Here is a 20,754-nt window from a genome sequence, read left to right on the forward strand (position 1 = left end):
CTATTTAGATACCGGCTTTTTTGCATCCTTTAAGTAGAATTTGTTTTTAACTGCATGAGCAATTCAGTACAGGTTTGCGGGCTGCGGTAGTTTCGTCCAATCGTGTGACTGGAGTAGTATATGGTGCATTGAGCACCAGCTCAGGGTTCTCTTCCGCTTCCCGCGCAATATGAATCATAGTGTCGACAAAAGCATCAAGTGTTTCCTTACTTTCCGTCTCCGTGGGCTCGATCATGATGCACTCCTCTACATTCAGCGGGAAGTAAATTGTAGGCGGATGGTAGCCGAAATCAAGCAGCCGTTTGGCTACATCAAGCGTGCGCACTCCAAATTTTTTCAAGCTTCGCCCCGACATTACGAATTCGTGTTTGCAATGTCCAGGGTAGGGCAGGTCAAAATGTGGAGCGAGCCGATGCATCATGTAATTGGCATTGAGCACAGCGCATTCCGATACACGCTTTAAGCCATCAGGACCGTAGCTACGGATATAGGCGTAGGCACGAACGAGAATACCGAAGTTGCCGTAAAAGGCTTTAACCCGTCCAATAGAATCTCCTTGTTCCCGGTCCCAGTGGTACACCCCCTGCGAATCACGTACGACAAGCGGCTTGGGCAAATAAGGGATGAGCCGTTGCTTTACGCCGACAGGCCCAGCGCCGGGGCCGCCGCCGCCGTGAGGGGTACTCATCGTTTTGTGCAAATTGAGATGCACTACATCGAAGCCCATATCGCCGGGACGAGTAATTCCCATGATGGCGTTGGAGTTCGCCCCGTCATAGTAGAGCAGACCACCCGCGTCATGCACGATGGCAGCAATGTCAGTGATTTGCTTCTCGAACAGTCCAAGCGTGTTCGGGTTGGTCAGCATGAGCGCAGCGGTGTCGTTGCCTACGGCTTGACGCAGCGCATCCAGATCCACCAGCCCCTCAGGGGTGGAGGGAAGGGTGACTGTTTCGAAGCCCGCGACGGTTGCGCTGGCGGGGTTCGTTCCGTGCGAGGAATCCGGCACGAGCACCTTGGTACGTCGCTCACCACGTGCTTCGTGGTATGAGCGAATCATCATCAGCCCGGTCCATTCGCCATGGGCGCCCGCGGCGGGCTGAAGTGTGACGGCATCCATGCCAGTTAACGCAGCCAAATCATTTTGGAGCGTATGCAGCAACTCCATGGCACCCTGGATGCTCTCCTCGGGCTGATATGGATGGATTTTGGCGAAGCCTGTATATCGGGCGACATCCTCATTCACTTTCGGATTGTATTTCATCGTACAGGAGCCGAGCGGATAAAATCCGTTGTCCACGCCGAAATTGCGCCGGGACAAGGCGGTATAATGCCGAATAACGTCTACTTCGTATACCTCGGGTAATGCCGCAGGTTCGCTGCGCAGCGCATAATCTGGCAAAAGCTCTGCCACCGGGCGACGGGGAACGTCGCACTCGGGAAGGGAATAGGCGATGCGACCCGGACGGCTCAATTCAAAAATGAGCGCTTGATCGTGTTCCTTCAACAGCCCTTGTTTCTGATCCTGTCCGGTGTGTGTCATAGCAATCCCCCCAAGGTGTGTACAAATTGGTCAATCTCTTCTTTGGTTCTTTGCTCCGTCACGGCAATCAACATGTGACCAGCAAGTTCCTCATAGTCCCGGCCCAAATCGTAGCCAGCGATAAATCCAGCAGCTAGCAGTTCGGCCTGGAGTTTGCTCATATCCGTACCCTCAGGCAGTCTAAGGGCAAACTCGTTAAAGGTCGGTGCGTTAAATGAGACAGTTACGCCCTTCAAGCTCAGCAATTGCTCTAAAGCATAACGGCTTTTATGCAAATTTAGCTCGGCTACTTCCTTGATCCCCTGTCTACCCATGACAGACAAGTATACAGATGCAGATAAAGCTAGCAACGCTTGATTGGAGCAAATGTTAGACGTGGCCTTTTCGCGGCGGATATGCTGTTCCCGCGCTTGCAAGGTCAGCACGAAGCCGCGTTTACCGTTACGGTCAGTGGTCTGACCCACAATACGGCCGGGGATACGGCGCATATGTGCCTGAGAAACGGCAAAGTATCCACAGGTCGGACCGCCGAGAGAAGAGGAGATGCCAAGTGGCTGCGCATCTCCTACCACAATATCCGCGCCCTGTTTGCCGGGTGTCTCCAGCAAGCCAAGTGCCAGTGGGTTGGCACTGACGACCAAAAGACCTTTGTGCGCATGGATGAGATCAGCCATCGGCTTCAGGTTTTCCACGGCTCCGAAAAAGTTGGGGCTTTGGACCAAAACAGCCGCAGTCTGTTCCGATACGGCCGCCGCTAACGCATTAGCATCCGTTACGCCGTCCGAACAGCCGATCTCCACGATGTCCAAATCCAATCCGCGTGCATAGGCTGCCAATACCTGACGTGCTTCCGGATGGACGGACCTTGATACGATAAGCTGTTTACGGCGGGTAGCTGCGGCGGACAGTGAGCCCGCTTCCGCCAGTGCAGTCGCTCCGTCGTACATGCTGGCATTAGCTACAGCCATGCCCGTCAATTCGCAAATATACGACTGAAATTCGAAAATGGCTTGTAGCTCGCCTTGGCTTACTTCCGGCTGATAGGGGGTGTAGGCTGTATAGAATTCCGAGCGTGAAGTGATGTGCTGGATGACGGACGGAATATGATGATCATAAATTCCTGCGCCAAGAAAGCTGGCATGTGTGTCTGTATTGGCGTTGTGTCCAGCAAGCTCGGCCAAGTGGCGGGTTAAGGCTCTCTCGCCGAGTCGAGAAGAAAGAGGGAGTTCCCCTTGATATCGAATGGCCTCTGGAATGTCACTGAATAAATCATCGATGGATGAAACGCCGACCACACGCAGCATTTCGGTTTGATCCTGTTCAGTCATAGGGAGATAACGATGCTGCTTCATAGGTTCTAGCTCCTTTCGAAAAGCAAAATTTTAAATCGTAAATTAGCTAATAAAAAAGTGTGAGATGAGAAACCCGGAAGTTCATATCTGACATGTTTGCTTTATAGAAATAAGGAGAGTTTAAGATCAGCGCGGGCGTTTATAAAAGGGTGCTGTCACCACCTCGGCACGCAGGCGTTTGCCACGAATCTCAACCTCCAGCGGTGTGGAGAGGGCGCTAAAACGACTGTCTACCAAGGCGAGGCCGAGATTACGCTTCAAGGTGGGCGACTGAGTCCCCGTTGTGACCTCACCGATGTGTTGTCCTTCTGCGAATACCGGGTAATGGGCGCGTGGGATACCGCGATCCATCATTTCCAGCCCGATCAATTTGCGAGGAATCCCTTGATCTTTCTGACGTTGCAGTGCTTCTCTACCGATAAAATCTCCCTTATTCAGCTTGACGAAGAACCCTAGACCGGCTTCGAGTGGTGAAATCGTGGCAGATAACTCCTGTCCGTACAGCGGCAACCGTGCCTCAAAGCGTAGGGTATCCCGAGCACCAAGTCCAGCGGGAATCAGCCCATACGACTCACCGGAACGAAGCAAACCCTCCCATACGGCTGGTGCTTCCGCAGCAGGTACATAAAACTCAAAACCGTCTTCGCCCGTATATCCGGTTCGTGAGACGAGTGCTTTTGCTCCGAACAATGGCACATTCTCATGGAAGCGGAAAGATGCCAGATTCGTAATGTCCGTATCTGCCACGGCTGCGGCAATACGTGCTGCTTCCGGTCCTTGCAACGCCAGCAATGCTATCGCATCAGACACATTCTCCATGTGAACGGATGCAGGCCTATGGCGAATGAGCCAATCCCAATCCTTATCGATGTTAGAGGCGTTCACAACGAGCATGTAGCGCTCCGGTCCTTTGCAGTAAACAAGCAGGTCGTCTACTACCCCTCCATCGGGGTAACACAGGAGTGAATATTGTGCCTGACCTGGTTCCAACTGGCTGACATCATTTGTGGTCACCCTTTGCAGAAAAGCTTCGGCCTCTTTGCCTTCAACCAAAAATTCGCCCATATGCGATACATCGAATAAACCCGCACGTTGCCGGACGGCCTCATGCTCCTTTTGAATGCCGCTAAACTGAACGGGGAGCTCCCAGCCGCCAAAGTCAATACAACGAACCCCAGACTGCGTCCCGTAGGACGAATATAGCGGTGTTTTTCGCAAATTAGTCATTTTTCCACTCCTATTCGGTGTGATCGGCTAAACAAAAAAGACAGGCCGAAAAAAACGTATAGACGGCAGTCTACACTCTTTTTTCAGCTCTGTCCTTGATACCAGAAAGTTACCCCGGTATGTACCGGGTTTCCCCTTGGGTGATCCGCTCCAATAGCGAATGCTCTCCAGAGATGCGTCCGGCAGAGGTCCTTTTGCCTGAGAGATTCACCTGCAATGCAGGCTTACTCCTTCGGCGCTACCTTCGGGATCAACAGTATATTACCTGGCTTTGCAGATAACAACTTGATCCGATTCGCGTGCACAACTGTCTCATAAGCGGCAACAGCTATGCGAATCTTTTTGGCAGTCTCTCCCTCCGCGTTCATCCGCGTTTGCAGTTGTCGGGGTGTTTCCCAAAGCATTTGCTATAACCCATTAATACGCAAATTCATTCAAAATGTCAATAAAAATGTCATCAAAAACAATATAAAAAACATTTAATATATAAATAAGGATATGTAAGCGTTTGTTATAAGTTATCATATTTTTATATAGTACGCCATATGAGGTCATATGAAGTATTTTTGTTAGTATTATTGACATGAGTGTTCCTGTTGTCATAATCTTAACCTGTCTAATACAGGTGAGCAAAAGCGATTTTATTCATATGGAAGCGAGGGGAACAAAATGGGTGAAGTGAAGCAGCAACTTTGGTATACAGACGAACATGAGTGGGTTCAGCGCACAGAGAATGGAACGTTGCGGATTGGTATTACAGATTTTGCACAGCATCAACTGGGTGATATTGTTTTTGTAGAATTACCTGAGGCGGGAGTAACGATTGAGCAGGGAGCGGAAATCGGTACGATTGAATCGGTGAAGACGGTATCCGACCTTTTTGCTCCGGTGACGGGAACCGTATTAAAAGTGAATGAAGCGCTGGAAAGTACGCCTGAGCTAGTGAATGAATCTCCCTATGAAAAAGGTTGGATGATCGAAGTAGAGATAGATAAAGATGTGGAGGAAGCATTGGGCAAGCTACTGTCTGCGGATCAATACGAGCAGTTGATTTCTGATGTGCAATAATGAGCAATACAGCATGAAATAATAACGCTTTATTCTGGTTTTTTATATGGATATTGAATTAAATAAGAGCATCGTTAGTCCGCTCAGTTTTTGTATAAATAGTCGCTATGACCTGACATAGCGACTATTTTTTTGTTGTCTTTTAGAAGACGGATTTACGTTGTCTTCTCAGGCTTAGAAGAGAGCAACACTTTAAAATTGTGTAGATTTACAACAGTGTTTTTTCGACTAATTTCTATAGCTACAGGTCATATTAAGAAGAATTATGCAGGTCTAATACCTTCTCGGTTAATTTAAATTTAAATGTTGTCATCAACGTTCATGACGAAAGTACGTTTTCATTTCATTGATGAAGATAGCGCTGTCATTTAGTATGAATTTTAAGAAAAGGTAGTGATGCTTACCTACAAGGAGGATTTGAATATGAGTACATTGGACGCAAAGCCAAGTTCAAAAGGAGGCACTCGTGTCGCCGTACAGCGTTTTGGCCGTTTTCTCAGCGGTATGGTTATGCCCAATATGGGAGCCTTTATCGCGTGGGGATTGATTACGGCACTCTTTATTCCGACCGGGTGGTTCCCGAACGAAGGTTTTGCACAACTGGTTGATCCGATGAAAAATTATTTGCTGCCGCTGCTGATTGGTTACACGGGAGGCACGATGATTCACGGACAACGTGGAGGTGTGATTGGTGCCATTATGACGATGGGTGTCATAGTGGGAGCCGATATCCCGATGTTCCTGGGCGCGATGGTCGCTGGTCCGCTGGCTGCGTGGATATTGAAGAAGTTCGACGAGGCCATTGAAGGCAAAGTCAGATCAGGCTTTGAAATGCTGGTCAATAATTTTTCGGCCGGGATTATCGGTGCCATTCTAGCACTGCTTGCCCATGTGGCGATCGGCCCGGTTGTACAAATGATCAGTCAAGTATTGTCGGCAGGGGTACAGTTCCTCGTGAACGCAGGGCTACTGCCGCTTGTCAACCTCATTATTGAGCCCGGAAAAGTATTATTTTTAAACAACGCGCTGAATCACGGAGTATTAAGTCCGATTGCGTTGGAGGAAGCTGCAAGAACAGGAAAATCCGTACTGTTCATGCTGGAATCCAACCCTGGGCCGGGGCTCGGTATTTTGCTGGCCTACTGCCTGTTCGGTAAAGGCTCTGCGAAGTCGTCGGCTCCTGGCGCAGTCATCATTCATTTTTTCGGCGGGATTCATGAAATTTATTTCCCTTATATTTTGATGAAGCCGATTTTGATTCTTGCTGCTATAGCTGGGGGCGTTGTGGGAACCTTCTGTTTCATGTTGACAGGTGCCGGACTGGTTGCTGCTCCTTCGCCGGGCAGCATCATCGCCTATTTTCTAATGACGCCAAAAGGCGGATATTTGCCAATGCTAAGCGGGGTGATCGCTGCTGCGGTCGTATCTTTTGCTGTTGCCGCAGTGTTACTCAAGACTGGTAAGCAACAAGAAGAGGGGCTGGAGGAAGCTGCATCCCGCCTGAAAGATATGAAAAATCAAAGCAAGAGTGCAAGTGCTAACGCCACTGTAATGGAAGATAACCACGAATCTGATCGTGCTGCAGAAATTGCTGCAGATCGAACGCTCAAGGATAAATCCGAAGTGAACAAAATCGTCTTTTCCTGTGATGCAGGTATGGGTTCAAGCGCTATGGGTGCCTCGATTTTACGCAAAAAAATGAAGCAGGCGGGTGTGGGCGTAACAGTTACGAATACGGCAATCAGTGAAATTCCACAGGATGCGGATATTGTCATTACGCAAAAAACGTTGACAGACCGGGCTAAAACAGTAGCTCCGAAAGCTGAGCACATTTCCATTGACAATTTTCTGAAGAGTCCTGAATACGAAGCGCTGGTTGAACGTCTGAAATCCGATTCTTAATCCCCATCGAAGTCAGGCGGACTGTATGCAATGTACGTCTCCTGCTGGAGGGATGAGCTTGGGAAGGAACGGTATGCGCTTATGAATATTACGAAACGACAACGTGACATCGTGGAATATCTTCTGGAGCAGTCCAAAGAGGTTACAGCCGGGGAAATTGCTACGAAGATCAATGTCAGCACAAGGACGGTTCATCGGGAACTGGGTGCAGTCGAGCATTGGCTGGCAGCTCATGAGGTGAAGCTGGAGAAAAAGTCAGGGATCGGTATCTGTATAGATGCTGATCCAGCTCGGCTTGTATGCCTGCGAAAACAATTGCTGCATACGAAGTCAGACGAATATTCGGCTGAGGAGAGAAAGATCGTGGTTCTCTGCATGCTGCTGGATACACGGGAGCCGATCAAGCTGTTGGCGCTGGCTTCAGATCTGAAAGTCACGGTAACTACGGTCAGTCATGATCTAGACGAATTGCAAGACTGGATTGGGGAACGTGGACTCATGCTTGTGCGCAGACGGGGGTACGGGGTCGAGATTACAGGGCGGGAGACAGACAAAAGACGGGCGATTTCCGAGCTGGCTCTCGAATATTTGGATGAATCCGATCTGTTTTCAGCCCGGCAAGAACTTCGTCCTGTAACCCGTGTTGCCGACAAGTTGCTGGAGATGATTGGCAGAGATAACCTGCTAATCGTGGAAAAGGCCCTCTGGCAGCCCCATGAAAAATGGTTGGAAAACATGGTGGAAAGCAAATACATGGAGCTGCTAATTCAAATTTGCGTTTTGCTGGCACGTCTGCGACTCGGGTATGTTATAGATCCTCTTCTCTCGTATTTAAAAACAGATTCAGATGAAAATATCATGCTTCGCACAGCTATGGTGGAACGCATATGCACGGAGTTGTCAGAGGCGCTGGATATTGAATTTCCAGAGCCGGAACGATCTTATCTCAGGCTGCTATTTCGTGATGCCGAGGATCACTCTACCCGACTACTGCCGTTGGATGATCTCGTACTGTTGGAGTCGGTTCATGAGTTGATTCGTCGTGTGGAGGAAGAGACAGGCACGCTATTGAAAGAGGACCGTGTTCTGCGTGAAGGACTGATTGCCCATATGGCTCCGGTATTCAAACGTTTGAAGGAAGGCAGGTCGATTCGTAACCCTCTCCTTCAGCAAATCCGCAAGGATTACAGCAGCTTATTCGAATCAGTGAAAAAGGCTGCGGCGAGCATGACAGAAATGAAAGTGCCTGATGAAGAGATCGGATTTCTCGTCATGCATTTCGGCGCTTCGCTGGAGCGGCTGCGACAATTGCGTCGGGAGGTGCGGGCCATTGTAGTCTGCACGAGCGGCATTGGATCATCCAGACTTCTGGCAACAAGGCTCGCCAAAGAGCTCCCACAGATCAAAATTGTGGATAGGGCTTCATGGTACGAGGCGGCGCGGATTCCCAAGGAGGATTATGATCTGATCATTTCGACAGTAGAGCTACCGCTTGAACCAGATCGGTATCTTAAGATCAGTCCGCTGCTAACGCAGGAGGAGAGTGACCGTCTGCGTCATTTCATCCAGCATATTACACTCCATCATCTCAATGATCATCAGCAGGAACAGGCTGTTCAGCCTGGCCAGGATATGGAGTGGCTTACCGGTCTGCGGAAAAGTCTCGAGGAAATTGTACACATTGTACAGCAATTTCAAGTATATACGCTGAAAAATAAAGGGATGGATATGGCGGCGACCGTAGAGGCGATATGCATGCTGGAGGCGGGGCGGGGGAATGTTACAGAGCCTTCTATGGTTGCTGCTCAACTCATGGAAAGAGAGCGCCAAGGTAGTCAGGTGATCTCTGATACCTCCATTGCTTTAGTTCATACGCGCAGCCACTATATTCCCAAGCCTTCGCTTACCTTGTATAAGCTGGCAGAGCCGCTGTTGGCGGATACAGGTGAACAGGTAGAATGCGTGCTGCTCATGTTGGGGCCTCGTGAGCTGCCGAGAGAAAGCTTGGAGGTATTGAGCGAGATTAGTGCATTACTTTTGCAGGAAGACATGGTTACGCTACTGGAACACGGTAGCAGGGATCATATTGTCAATTATATATCGAGTGAGCTGGCTGAATTTTTCCACAGTAAATTAGGGACAGGGAGGAACCTACCGTGAGTATTATGACGATAGACAAAGTAAAAATGAACGCAACCGCCAAAGACAAATATGAGGCGATTCGTATGGCTGGACAAATCCTGCTGGATGCGGGACATATTTCAAGTGAGTACATTGACAAGATGCTGGAACGCGAGGAGATCGTGTCTACCTACATCGGGAATGGGCTGGCTATTCCACATGGCACCAAGGAATCCAAGACGCTTATTCAATCCACAGGCATCTCCATCGTTCAGTTCCCGCAAGGCGTAGATTTTGGGGAAGAGAAAGCATATATGGTGATCGGCATTGCAGCACAAGGCGGCGATCATATGGAGATTTTGACGAGTATCGCTGTGGTGTGTGCGGAGGAAGAAAATATGGATAAACTTCGCAACGCGGTGACCCCACAGGAAATTATAGATCTGTTCGAAAGTGAGCTGGAGCTATGAGAGCCGTCCACTTTGGAGCAGGAAATATCGGTCGCGGCTTTATCGGATTAATTCTGTCGCGTGCAGGCTATGAGGTTGTCTTTTCAGATGTCAACGACACCCTTGTATCCGAGTTACGCCGTCGTAAACAATATACCGTAGAGTTAGCCAATGATACAAAGGATACGGAGCTGGTCACGAATGTAACGGCGATTGACGGCAGAGATGCATCCGCTGTAGCGGATGCGGTAGACCATGCTGATCTGGTAACGACCGCGGTAGGGGTTAGCATCCTCAGGCATATTGCAGCAGGTATTGCCGAGGGAATAGCGCGGCGGGTGGAGCGAGGGGCAGGCCCGCTGCATGTGATTGCTTGCGAAAATGCAATCGGAGGCAGCGCCCAACTGAAAGAGCATGTTTTTGCGCTACTGGATGAGGCGACTCGTGCCAAGGCAGAGGCTTCGGTATATTTCCCCAATGCTGCTGTAGACCGGATTGTGCCGATCCAACACCACGAGGACCCGTTACATGTGCAGGTAGAGCCTTTTTACGAGTGGGTGGTGGATCGTTCACAAATGGCACCTGAGCATGAAGAAATCGAAGGTATCCTGTACGTGCAGGATCTAGAGCCTTACATTGAACGAAAGCTGTTCACGGTGAATACGGGGCATTGCGTGGCAGCCTATCTTGGTTATACCGCAGGTTATGCTACCATCCAGGAGGCCATGAAGGATAGCAAGGTGGTGGATTCGATACAAGGGTCACTGGAGGAGACAGGAGCAGTGCTTGTGAAGCGCTTCGGTTTGGATCAAGGGGAGCATAAGAAGTACATCTCTAAAATTTTGGATCGCTTCCGCAATCCTAATCTGACAGACGATGTTACTCGGGTTGGACGTTCACCGTTGCGCAAGCTGTCTCCAAATGATCGTCTTGTACGTCCCGCGCTCCAAGCGCAGGAGTATGGCATCCCTACGGATCATCTGGCGTTAGGAATGGCTGCTGCCTGTAAATTTGATATTACGGAAGACCCCGAGGCAGTCGAGCTTCAGCAGGTGATCCGCAGTGAAGGACTGGGTGCGGCGCTGACGCGTTATACTTCCATAACCGCAGACCACCCGTTACATCGGCAGGTATTGGAGCAATATGATATTATAAATTCATAAAACAACGAATTATCAACACCTACTTTCGATAATCCTCTTGAAGACAAAGCATTCACATCAACACTAACGTGTTCTGTAGAGATGTGCTTCAAGAGGATTTTTATATACGTGATTTATATCACATAACAACCTGCTTAAATTGTTTATATTGATAATGATTATCATTATCTATGAAATGAAATCATTACTATTATAACTATTAGGGAGGATTATAGTGAAACCGATCTATATTACCTTAGGGTTTTTATTTTTGGCGCTTGGAGTTATTGGTGTAGTGCTACCGTTGCTACCGACTACACCGTTTCTGCTGCTAGCGACCTTTTTCTTTATGCGGGGGTCCGAAAGGATTCACCAGTGGTTTTCGAATACCTCTCTGTACCAAAAGCATCTAGAGAGTTTTGTTCAAACAAGGTCGTTGAAGCTGTCTACGAAAATCATGACATTGGGCTTAGCGTCAGCGATGCTGATCACAGGCTTTATTTTCACGCCTAATGTGTGGGGGAAAGCGCTCATCGTCTTGGTCATCCTTTTTAAATATTATTACTTTATATTCCGCATCGGAACAATAAGAAATGCTGCAGCAAAAATAACGCCTTCATCTTCATCTGAACCTATACCTACACCTACTCCAAAAAAAAGGTCTAAAATGGTCGATAGCCATCTGCTCGGTCTAGTGGAACATTCTCGGAAATATATCGTATTGGGTGTGCTTGTGCAGTGGATCGGTCTTTTGGGGAGTATAGCCGCTGTGTTGCCTATGGCCTTTGTTATGCAGCAGGCATGGGAAGGACAAGTGACTCGCAAGCTGATTCTATCTATGACGGTCATTGTTATTGCTGCTATTGCAGTTCGCTGCCTGAGCAATTATGCAGCCAGTATGTTATCCTATCGTGCTTCGGTAAATGCTAAAAAAACGCTGCGCTCGCAAATTTACGGCAAGTTGCTGAAGATGGGACCCGCATATACAGATCATACCTCCACCTCGGGGGTTATTCAGGTTGCTGTAGAAGGGGTAGAGCAGCTTGAAACCTATTTCGGTAGATATATGCCTCAGCTATTTTACAGTCTGCTTGCCCCCGTAACGTTATTCATAACCCTCTCTTTTGTCAGCTTCAAAGCAGCCATTATACTATTGATCTGCGTTCCCTTAATTCCAGTGTCGATCATTGTCATTATGAGGATGGCTAAAAAGCTGTTTCGGAAATATTGGGGCAGTTACGTCAATCTGGGCCACAGCTTTTTGGAGAATGTACAAGGTCTGACTACGCTCAAAATGTACGGAACAGACCAGGATAAACATCAGGAAATGAACACAGCAGCTGAGGACTTTCGCAAAATGACGATGAAAGTGCTGACTATGCAGCTTAACTCCGTGGCCATTATGGATCTTATCGCATTTGGTGGTGCTGCTGCGGGTGTACTGGTCGCGATAAGTGAATATTCTTCAGGCCATATTGGCTTGGCAGGAGCGATCATCATTGTTTTGCTGTCAGCAGAATTTTTCATTCCGCTGCGTTTACTGGGTTCTTACTTCCATATCGCCATGAACGGAATGGCAGCGAGTGACAAAATATTTCAAATGTTGAGTACAGAGGATCTTATACAAGGACAAGAAAGCATAGAAAACACAGATATTCGACTGAAACAGGTGAGTTTCGCCTACGACGAAAGAGATACCTTACGAAATATATCCATGGATATTCCCCAGGGCAGCTTGGTTTCAATTGTTGGGGAATCAGGCTCTGGTAAAAGTACGGTAGCCGGATTGATCGTTGGGCATCACGAGGGGTATCGAGGAAGTCTGACGATTGGAGGAACCGAGCTTACCGATATTTCGGAAGAAAGCCGCATGCGTCACATGATCTGGATTGGTTTTAACAGCTATATTTTTAAAGGCACAGTGGAAGCAAATTTAAAAATGGGCAATGAGCACGCGGATGAGCAACAAATGCTGGAAGCTTTGCGACAAGTGAAGCTGTATGATTTTATTCTTTCAGAAGGAGGACTGGAAGCAGAACTGGAGGAGCAGGGGGCAAATCTGTCAGGAGGACAGCGCCAACGGCTAGCACTGGCCAGAGCATTGCTGCATGATAGTCGTGTGTACATTTTTGACGAAGCCACCTCTAACATTGACAGTGAGAGTGAGGAAGGCATTATGGAGGTAATACATGCGCTGGCAGGTCAAAAAACAGTGATTCTTATCTCGCATAGACTGGAAAATGTAGTTCAATCCGACTGTATCTATGTGCTGCAAAACGGATTGGTGGCAGAATCCGGAACGCATCATGAACTGTTGAGCCAGCAGGGACATTATGCGGATATGTATCTCAGTCAACACCGGGTAGAGCAGTTTGCAAAAGGAGGGGCTGTATATGCGTAGACACGGATTACGGATCATGGGCCAATTATTGGTATTGGCGGGACCTCTTTTACCTGTACTGCTCATCACGATTGTGACAGGAGTGCTTGGTTTTATTTGTGCTATTGGCATTATAGTGTATGGAGCCCTTGCTCTGCTTACAGCAACGGGCATCACGACAGGCTACACCATGTTGTTTTTGCTGACGTCGATCGTGGTTTGTGCCGTACTGCGCGGCGTATTCCGTTATGGCGAGCAAATGAGTGGTCATTATCTCGCTTTCAAGCTACTAGCTGTACTGCGTGACAAGGTGCTTCAAGCCCTGCGCAGACTCGCTCCAGCCAAATTGGAAGGCAAGGACAAGGGGAATCTGATATCACTCATTACGAGTGATATTGAGCTGCTGGAAGTATTTTATGCGCATACGATAGCGCCTGTAATGATCGGCATCATCACTTCACTGCTCATGGTATTTTTTATCGGTTCTTATGAGCCTCTATTAGGCTGGGTCGCTGCGCTTGCTTACCTAACTGTCGGTTTATTTATTCCCTTACTCACGTCACGTATGGGCAAACGTCAGGGGATGGAATACCGAAGCAGCTTTGGCAAGCTGAGCAGTTACTTTTTGGACAGCTTACGGGGGATGAAGGAAATTGTGCAATATGGACAAGGAGAACAACGTTTGAATGAGATTAACCGTCGTACGGATCAATTGGATGCCAAGCAGAAGGACTTGAAGCATCATGAAGGCATCACAAGAGCCATCACAGATGCGGCTGTAGTTGGATTCTCATTCTTGATGCTGCTGGCTGGCTTGTACGGTATGTCTAATGGTCAGGTTGACTTTACAGGTATGCTAATTTCTGTCATTGCACTGTTTAGTTCATTTGGTCCGGTCGTCGCACTGAGCAACTTGTCCAACAATTTGCTTCAAACGCTGGCGAGCGGGGAACGAGTGTTGAGTCTATTGGAGGAAACCCCGGAAGTTGCGGAAAATATCGAAGGGATGAGTGTTCCCTTTACTGGGGCACGAGTAAACAAGGTGACTTTTGCATACGATGGTCAAACGGTGCTGAATGATGTAAGTCTCACGATACCGCATAAGCGGATTTTAGGCATTCAGGGTAAAAGCGGCTCCGGCAAGTCTACACTGCTAAAGTTGCTGATGCGATTTAGGGACCCGCAGCAAGGTGAAATTTTGCTATCCGGACATGATTTGAAGGAAATGGGGACCCGACATTTGAGGGGCTTACAGAGCTATGTAGACCAGCATACGTTCCTGTTTGATGATTCAATTGCAGCTAATATCAAAATCGGAAAGCCTGATGCTACACATGAGCAGGTGGTGGAAGCAGCACGTAAGGCATCCGTGCACGATTTTATTATGACCTTGCCTCAAGGGTATGACAGCCGAGTTGGAGAATTGGGGGACAGGCTGTCCGGTGGAGAACGTCAACGCTTGGGACTGGCCAGAGCCTTTGTTCATAATGCGCCTCTCTTACTGCTCGACGAGCCTACCAGCAATTTGGACAGCCTGAACGAGGCAATTATTTTAAAATCGTTAAAGGAACAGCAGCAAGATAAAACGATTGTCCTTGTTTCGCACCGAAGTTCTACCATGCGGATTGCAGACGATATTTTTGAAATGAATAACCGTAGATTGTCCTGACTTTTCTAACTATTGTTATACCTTAAGGGCAAAAGCTGTAGCCTGTTCATAGTTTTGTCATAAAATGGAGTGTGCGTTGAAATGGAAGCGTCATCCTTATTTAAATCATCCAGCTTTTCAAACTTGTCTTATTTTGATAGCCTATTAGGTGAAGATTTTACAAAATCCTGAGGTATATTGACAAGTCATAAACATCATAAATGATGGATGAACAGAGGCTGTAAGCCGATGTACAGAAATGGGTGGTGAACAGGAATGTCAGATTTCAATCAGCTCAATGAGCTTGAGCACACAACATATCCCATATATGAAGGCTATGATTTGGGTCTTACTTATACGCCTGCGGGCAGCAAGTTTAAGGTATGGGCACCGACTGCGCAGCAGGTCCATATAGCGTTGTATAACGATGCGGGGGTGTACGATCAGGAGGGGAACGTTCAGGAGCACAGCGGTGGTCAGGAATTTCTCATGAGCCGTGGTGATCAAGGTGTATGGTCTATAGAGCTGGAAGGGGACTGGAACAAATATTATTACATGTACAGGCTGGAGTGGGCGGACAACACCATTCATTATGCTGCCGATCCATATGCCACAGGGGTATCAGCCAACGGGCAGCGTACAGCGATCATTGATTTGGCTCAAACCAACCCGGACGGATGGGAATTGGATGCGGGGCCTACCCTTAAGCGGCCGACAGATGCCATTCTCTATGAGCTTCATGTACGTGATTTTTCGATGGATACCCATTTTAATACGGGAAAAAAAGACTTATCTGCTGCTCAGGGACGGTTTGAGGCCTTTACGTATACGGGATTGAAGGATACTGAGGGGAACAGCATCGGGCTGGATCATCTGCTGGAGCTGGGCATTACACATGTTCATTTGCTTCCAGTGGCTGATTTTCATACGGTGAATGACTTTGCAGAATTAGAAACTGAATATAACTGGGGCTATGATCCGCAGCATTATAATGTGCCGGAGGGGTCTTATTCTTCCAATCCGGCTGATCCAGAGACACGCATACGAGAGCTGAAACTGTTGGTACAGTCTTTGCATACTGCCGGCATCGGTGTCATTATGGACGTCGTGTACAACCATACTTATTCGGTGGAACAGGGGCCATTTGAGCCTGTTGTACCTGGATATTATTACCGCACGGATGAGCAAGGGCAGCTCACCAATGGATCAGGTGTAGGTAATGAGGTGGCAACCGAACGTCCGATGGTGCGCAAGTATATCAAGGATTCACTACGCTATTGGGCAGAGGAATATCATATAGACGGCTTTCGATTTGATCTGATGGGGCTGATGGATACACCGACCGTAGAGCAGCTTACCCAGGAGCTTCGCTCTGAAGTGCGTCCCGATCTGCTGATCTATGGTGAGCCTTGGACGGGAGGAGAATCTCCGCAACCCTTGCTTACGCTAAAAGGAACGCAACGCGACAAAGGCTTTGCCGTTTTTAACGACAACTACCGTTCTGCTATTAAGGGAGATAGCGACGGTACTGGGAGCGGGTTTGCCACGGGGGCAGAACATCAGGAAGAACAGGTGCTCAAAGGTGCTTTTGGGGCTATTCATGATTTCACAGCTCAGCCATCGGAGACCGTCAATTATGTAACTGCCCACGATAATCTCAATCTGTGGGATAAAATTTTGACGGTAAGACATTTGCGGGAGCACTGTCGTTTTCCACAATGGGAGCAGGGGAAGCCACAGGATGGGAGGACACCGGAACAAGCTGTTGCCGAAGCAGACCCGTATTGGGAACTGGATGAAGATAACTTGCTAGAGAACGAAACCGTACGCAAGTCCCTGTTGGCTAACGGTATGGTACTCACATCGCAAGGCATTCCTTTTATTCATGCAGGGGATGAACTGCTGCGCTCCAAATATGGAGACCATAATAGCTACCGAAGCTCAGATGTGGTGAATGCCATCCATTGGCATAACAAGGCGAGGTTTCGCCCAGTGTTTGATTACTACCAAGGTTTAATTGCATTGCGGCGCAACCACCCGGCATTCCGAATGGACCATCGTGAGTTGGTGGAGCAGCATATGGAAGTGCTGCAAAGCAGTGGGCATGTGGTGGCTTTTGCTTTGAGGCACCATGCTAACGGCGATGCCTGGAATCATATTGTGGTGATTTATAACGGCTCGGATACAGAGCAAACGATATTATTGCCTGCGGAATCGGATCGTTGGCATGTGGTCGTGGACGCACACGGGGCTGGTAATGAGACACGGTATGAAGTGGTAGGCCATCGTGTGACTGTATCGCGCTGGTCGATGATGGTGTTATATGATCAGGAAGAACCTGCAGGAGTCTCCTTTTTGACTGAACAAGATCAGGTTAATCGTCAGGCGGAGAACGAATTGGAAGACTCGGATGAGGGAACAGATCAAGAAATTGCAGGTACAGCCATGGCGTTGACAGATGTGCCGCTTGGAAACGATAGGGAAGTCGCTCCATTTCGCACGATTGAACTGATCTACGAGCGTGCAGATCGACAATACACTGGCTGGAACGTATGGGTATGGGGAACTGGGCACCGCGACGGACATGTCGAATTTCGTGATTTGGATGACGGTCGTGCAATAGCGCGTATTCAGGTGTCTCCTGATATACAGCGAATTGGCTACATTGTCCGGCTTAATCACTGGGATGCCAAGGATGTTGAGGCAGATCGCTATATTGATATAGACCTAAACCAGTCTGTGATGCAGGTATTGATTCATAGTGGCAGAGAAGAATATTTGCTACTGGTAAATGATAATCGGGCCGGATAGACTTGTATGCTTGGTCGCTATATATACGAAAGTAGCATTTTTCGATTATTTCGAGAAATGCTATTTTTTTATGTAAACGTGTGTCAGTTTCAGAAAAAAGGGGTAAAATAGAATTATGGACTTGTTTAGTTTTGCCAGCTTGCTGGCTTATATCCTGTAGTACGACTGGTAAACAGGCAAGATTCTTGGAGGAAAATCATTTGTAAGGTAACCTGAAGGAGGTTGTATATCATGAGTTCTAATGGAGGAAGTATTCAACTGACCGCCCAGCCGAGAACAGAGAAGAAGGGTTCGGCTATTCGTGAATTGAGGTTAAAAGGACGGATTCCAGCTGTGGTTTACGGCTCTGAGCTTGAAGGAACCCCTGTACATGTCGATGCCAAGGAATTTAATAAAGTAGTCAAAACCGGACGTTCAGAGGTGTTCAACCTCACTGTAGAAGGTGGAGAAACCATTCCGGTTATTATTAAAGATTATCAACAGCGTGACAACCAATGGCTGCATGCCGATTTTTTGAAAATTGCCAAAAACAAACCGCTTCGCGTGCGTGTTTCTATTGATTATCAGGGTACACCTGTAGGTACAAAAACAGGCGGTATTCTGCAAGTTCAGGAAACGGAAGTTGAAGTCGAAGGCCTTCCTGCTGATTTACCATCTACCATTGAGGTGGATGTATCCGCACTGGATGTTGGCGACAAGCTGAGCGCTAGCGACTTGAAGCTCCCTAAAGGAGTAACACTGCACGTCCCTGAAGAAGAACTGCTTGCTTCTATTATCGTTCCGCGTGCAGTTGAAGTAGAAAATGCTGCTGTGGAAGGTGATGCAGCGGCAACTGAAGGCGCTGAAGAGGCTTCCGAAAACAAGGAATCCTAATGTTTTCAGTTGGCTTATGAATCTTTTTCAATTGCAGAAGATCATCAAAAAGGTATTCAAAATCGCTCCCTGCCAGGGGGCGATTTTTTTGCATTCATTTTTTTACACTTACATACTCTTTCTCTTTAAAAAGTTGTCCTGTTGTGATTTGGTGTTTAAAAGGGAATGTGGTGTTCGTACGATTTTCATTCAATACGCGTTCTGATATGACGATATATATAGTATGGCATTTACATTTTTATTTTATAAATACCTAATATATATCTAAGGAGCGCGTACACAATCATGGACAGAACAAATGAATTGTTGTGGCAAAGAAACAAATTGGTGATCATTATTTTTTGGATTATGACCTTGAGCAGCACCATCCCGGCATTATCTAATCCATCGGTGTGGATGTCTAGTGGTGTAGGATTTGTAGTCGCCGCAGTTTTGACGATTCTGAATATGAAAAAGAAAGGAATCCGCCTTATTCCTTGGATTATTACGTTGTATAGCGTATTAATATGTATATTTGTAAACTTATCTAGCGTGGAGGCAATGACTACGATCTTTATTTGTTCATTGTTGTTGCTCTACCCATCTTACCGATATTTTTTGATAGCAATGGTCTTAAATCTGTGTAATATTTTTATACAAATTACCATCGGTACGCCAGCAACTCCCCCGGTTACCGGTCCTTTGCGTTATATACACGAGTTTATTATTGTTTTACTGATTGGTTTGCTATTGTTAGTGGTATCGGTGTTAAATCAAAAGCAGTTTAAGAAAACGGAAGAGCAAAATAAAGATATGGATGCCACAAGGCAACGTATTGAATTTTTGTTTGAACAAGTGAGACAGGCTGTAGCTGGATTGCATAGCTTCACAGAACGATTCAGGAATCAAGTGGATGCTACCGGCAGCGTGACGAATGAAGTCGCCATCGGGTTTCAGGAGGTTGCCAAAGGGGTAGAAATGCAAGCTTCGAATATCACTGAGGTAACGGATAACTTGGCTCAGTCTGACCAGCACGTGCGCGAGGTTGCCGATCATTCCCGAGAATTGAAGCAGCTCTCCGAAGATACGAAAAGTGCCGGGAGCAGAGGGAGCAGTCAACTGCTTGCATTAACGTCTCAAATTAAGGATTTGGGTCTGGTTATGAGTCGTACCAAAGAAGAATTGGACGAGTTTAAAACACAAAGTGATAATATGTCTGCCATGCTCAAAGATATTACTCAAATCTCGAAACAAACTAATTTGCTGTCCTTGAATGCATCCATTGAGGCCGCCAGAGCGGGAGAGCATGGAAAAGGGTTTGCCATCGTGGCTGGCGAAGTGCGTAATTTGGCTGAAATGGTAGGGAATACCTCGGTGGCAATGGAAGGTATTTTGACCCAACTGAGAACTCAGATGGATTCTGTCGTAAGCCAATTTGACATGGGACAGCAAAGACTACAGCAGAGTATGGAATCGGCCCATTCGACCGAAATTGTACTGGAGGATATCCTGCAAAATGCCAATAAAGTGCTGCTGCAGGCCGTGGAGGTGGAAGCCAGTACGAATAGTATGCAGCAATTCTCATCTCAGGTCGTTCAAGAGATGGAGGAGTTTTCAAGCGTTACAGAACAAGCGAGTGCAGCGTCAGAGCAAATTTTGGCTGGAGTAGAGGAGCAACGAAATATAACCTCCAATATGGTGACCGGATTTAATGAGCTGGAGACGTTGATTATCCAGTTAAAAGAACTGGTACATGATCAGAAGAAGGACAACATTCCTACCGAAATCAGCAAAAGCAAATAACCGAAATGCTTCATTATCGGACTAGAGATCCGGGGAGTATCGCTATCAAGCGGTACTCTCCGGTTTTTTACTGCGTTTGAAGAAGGGAAATGAAGAGGGGATTTCTAGAAGCTATAATTAGATGGAAGTTGATGGTATAATTTGTGGCAGTTTAAATGCTTTGTAATTAAGGGGGAATAAATTCTTATGGAGCTTAAATATTTGTTGATCGGCGTGTTGAGCCTATTGGGTAGCGGAGTGATTTATACGATGGAGCGCTTTATATCGGTCATTCAATGGGCTGCGAATTCCGTACCTGTTAAATTAAATAGTTCGGGCATCTCTATGTCAGAACCTGATATGCCGAGTTTTGTTGACAATATATTTGTTATTATTTTATTCGTATGTGGCTTGATGATACTTGGGTATGGTGTGTATGAACGACGTACACGATAACATAACCTATGTAGGATATCC

14 protein-coding genes and 1 riboswitch are annotated in these 20,754 nt (G+C 47.3%); of the genes, 11 read left to right on the plus strand and 3 right to left on the minus strand.

Going from position 1 to position 20,754, the window contains the following annotated elements:
• Nucleotides 1-46: 46 nt before the first annotated feature.
• The 3 genes from gcvPB to gcvT form a co-directional block, all read right to left on the minus strand.
• On the minus strand, nucleotides 47-1,543 hold the full coding sequence (gene gcvPB, locus WA407_RS12830) for an aminomethyl-transferring glycine dehydrogenase subunit GcvPB (protein ID WP_336077490.1): 1,497 nt from the start codon (nucleotides 1,541-1,543) through the stop codon (nucleotides 47-49).
• The gene (gene gcvPA, locus WA407_RS12835; protein WP_235308861.1) at nucleotides 1,540-2,895 is read right to left on the minus strand and encodes an aminomethyl-transferring glycine dehydrogenase subunit GcvPA; all 1,356 of its coding nucleotides are present in this window, start codon (nucleotides 2,893-2,895) and stop codon (nucleotides 1,540-1,542) included. The genes gcvPB and gcvPA overlap by 4 nt, the downstream gene beginning before the upstream one ends.
• A gap of 126 nt (nucleotides 2,896-3,021) precedes the next feature.
• Entirely contained in the window at nucleotides 3,022-4,122 is a 1,101-nt protein-coding gene (gene gcvT / locus WA407_RS12840) for a glycine cleavage system aminomethyltransferase GcvT (protein WP_336077491.1), read from the minus strand.
• 176 nt (nucleotides 4,123-4,298) lie between these two features.
• Nucleotides 4,299-4,397, minus strand: a riboswitch (glycine riboswitch).
• Nucleotides 4,398-4,791: 394 nt separating this feature from the next.
• Here gcvT and gcvH point away from each other — a divergent pair.
• The 11 genes from gcvH to WA407_RS12895 all read left to right on the plus strand — a co-directional run bounded on the left by gcvH (nucleotide 4,792) and on the right by WA407_RS12895 (nucleotide 20,733).
• Nucleotides 4,792-5,190 carry a glycine cleavage system protein GcvH gene (gene gcvH / locus WA407_RS12845; protein ID WP_254328704.1) on the plus strand — a complete coding sequence of 133 codons (399 nt, stop codon included), beginning with the start codon at nucleotides 4,792-4,794 and terminating at the stop codon, nucleotides 5,188-5,190.
• A gap of 423 nt (nucleotides 5,191-5,613) precedes the next feature.
• A complete protein-coding gene (locus WA407_RS12850; protein WP_336077492.1) occupies nucleotides 5,614-7,092 on the plus strand; it encodes a PTS mannitol transporter subunit IICB in 1,479 nt (492 codons plus the stop codon).
• An 81-nt stretch (nucleotides 7,093-7,173) separates the two neighbouring features.
• A complete protein-coding gene (locus WA407_RS12855) occupies nucleotides 7,174-9,252 on the plus strand; it encodes a BglG family transcription antiterminator (protein WP_336077493.1) in 2,079 nt (692 codons plus the stop codon).
• Nucleotides 9,249-9,683: a PTS sugar transporter subunit IIA gene (locus tag WA407_RS12860; protein ID WP_235308869.1), complete on the plus strand. Its 435-nt coding sequence runs from the start codon at nucleotides 9,249-9,251 to the stop codon at nucleotides 9,681-9,683. The genes WA407_RS12855 and WA407_RS12860 overlap by 4 nt, the downstream gene beginning before the upstream one ends.
• On the plus strand, nucleotides 9,680-10,825 hold the full coding sequence (locus WA407_RS12865) for a mannitol-1-phosphate 5-dehydrogenase (protein WP_235308871.1): 1,146 nt from the start codon (nucleotides 9,680-9,682) through the stop codon (nucleotides 10,823-10,825). The genes WA407_RS12860 and WA407_RS12865 overlap by 4 nt, the downstream gene beginning before the upstream one ends.
• Before the next feature lie 214 nt (nucleotides 10,826-11,039).
• Nucleotides 11,040-13,205 carry a DUF454 family protein gene (locus tag WA407_RS12870; protein ID WP_254328707.1) on the plus strand — a complete coding sequence of 722 codons (2,166 nt, stop codon included), beginning with the start codon at nucleotides 11,040-11,042 and terminating at the stop codon, nucleotides 13,203-13,205.
• Nucleotides 13,198-14,853 carry an amino acid ABC transporter ATP-binding/permease protein gene (locus WA407_RS12875; RefSeq protein WP_336077494.1) on the plus strand — a complete coding sequence of 552 codons (1,656 nt, stop codon included), beginning with the start codon at nucleotides 13,198-13,200 and terminating at the stop codon, nucleotides 14,851-14,853. Before WA407_RS12870 ends, WA407_RS12875 begins: the two co-directional genes overlap by 8 nt.
• A gap of 255 nt (nucleotides 14,854-15,108) precedes the next feature.
• The gene (pulA, locus tag WA407_RS12880) at nucleotides 15,109-17,643 is read left to right on the plus strand and encodes a type I pullulanase (protein WP_235308878.1); all 2,535 of its coding nucleotides are present in this window, start codon (nucleotides 15,109-15,111) and stop codon (nucleotides 17,641-17,643) included.
• Nucleotides 17,644-17,874: 231 nt separating this feature from the next.
• Nucleotides 17,875-18,516: a 50S ribosomal protein L25 gene (locus WA407_RS12885; protein ID WP_235308880.1), complete on the plus strand. Its 642-nt coding sequence runs from the start codon at nucleotides 17,875-17,877 to the stop codon at nucleotides 18,514-18,516.
• A 285-nt stretch (nucleotides 18,517-18,801) separates the two neighbouring features.
• Entirely contained in the window at nucleotides 18,802-20,298 is a 1,497-nt protein-coding gene (locus tag WA407_RS12890) for a methyl-accepting chemotaxis protein (RefSeq protein WP_235308882.1), read from the plus strand.
• Nucleotides 20,299-20,484: 186 nt separating this feature from the next.
• Complete coding sequence (locus WA407_RS12895) at nucleotides 20,485-20,733, plus strand: hypothetical protein (protein ID WP_039272912.1); 249 nt, start codon at nucleotides 20,485-20,487, stop codon at nucleotides 20,731-20,733.
• Nucleotides 20,734-20,754 lie beyond the last annotated feature (21 nt).

Origin of the sequence: Paenibacillus sp. 203 (genome assembly GCF_037027525.1) — a bacterium.
Lineage (GTDB): Bacteria > Bacillota > Bacilli > Paenibacillales > Paenibacillaceae > Paenibacillus > Paenibacillus polymyxa_B.

Bases quoted from the DNA above. Each gene is read 5' to 3' on its own strand.
- WA407_RS12850 (WP_336077492.1), top strand. From the start codon at position 5,614: ATGAGTACATTGGACGCAAAGCCAAGTTCAAAAGGAGGCACTCGTGTC.
- WA407_RS12895 (WP_039272912.1), top strand. From the start codon at position 20,485: ATGGAGCTTAAATATTTGTTGATCGGCGTGTTGAGCCTATTGGGTAGC.
- gcvT (WP_336077491.1), bottom strand. From the start codon at position 4,122: ATGACTAATTTGCGAAAAACACCGCTATATTCGTCCTACGGGACGCAG.
- WA407_RS12875 (WP_336077494.1), top strand. From the start codon at position 13,198: ATGCGTAGACACGGATTACGGATCATGGGCCAATTATTGGTATTGGCG.
- WA407_RS12885 (WP_235308880.1), top strand. From the start codon at position 17,875: ATGAGTTCTAATGGAGGAAGTATTCAACTGACCGCCCAGCCGAGAACA.
- WA407_RS12865 (WP_235308871.1), top strand. From the start codon at position 9,680: ATGAGAGCCGTCCACTTTGGAGCAGGAAATATCGGTCGCGGCTTTATC.
- WA407_RS12890 (WP_235308882.1), top strand. From the start codon at position 18,802: ATGGACAGAACAAATGAATTGTTGTGGCAAAGAAACAAATTGGTGATC.
- pulA (WP_235308878.1), top strand. From the start codon at position 15,109: ATGTCAGATTTCAATCAGCTCAATGAGCTTGAGCACACAACATATCCC.
- gcvH (WP_254328704.1), top strand. From the start codon at position 4,792: ATGGGTGAAGTGAAGCAGCAACTTTGGTATACAGACGAACATGAGTGG.
- WA407_RS12855 (WP_336077493.1), top strand. From the start codon at position 7,174: ATGAATATTACGAAACGACAACGTGACATCGTGGAATATCTTCTGGAG.
- gcvPB (WP_336077490.1), bottom strand. From the start codon at position 1,543: ATGACACACACCGGACAGGATCAGAAACAAGGGCTGTTGAAGGAACAC.
- gcvPA (WP_235308861.1), bottom strand. From the start codon at position 2,895: ATGAAGCAGCATCGTTATCTCCCTATGACTGAACAGGATCAAACCGAA.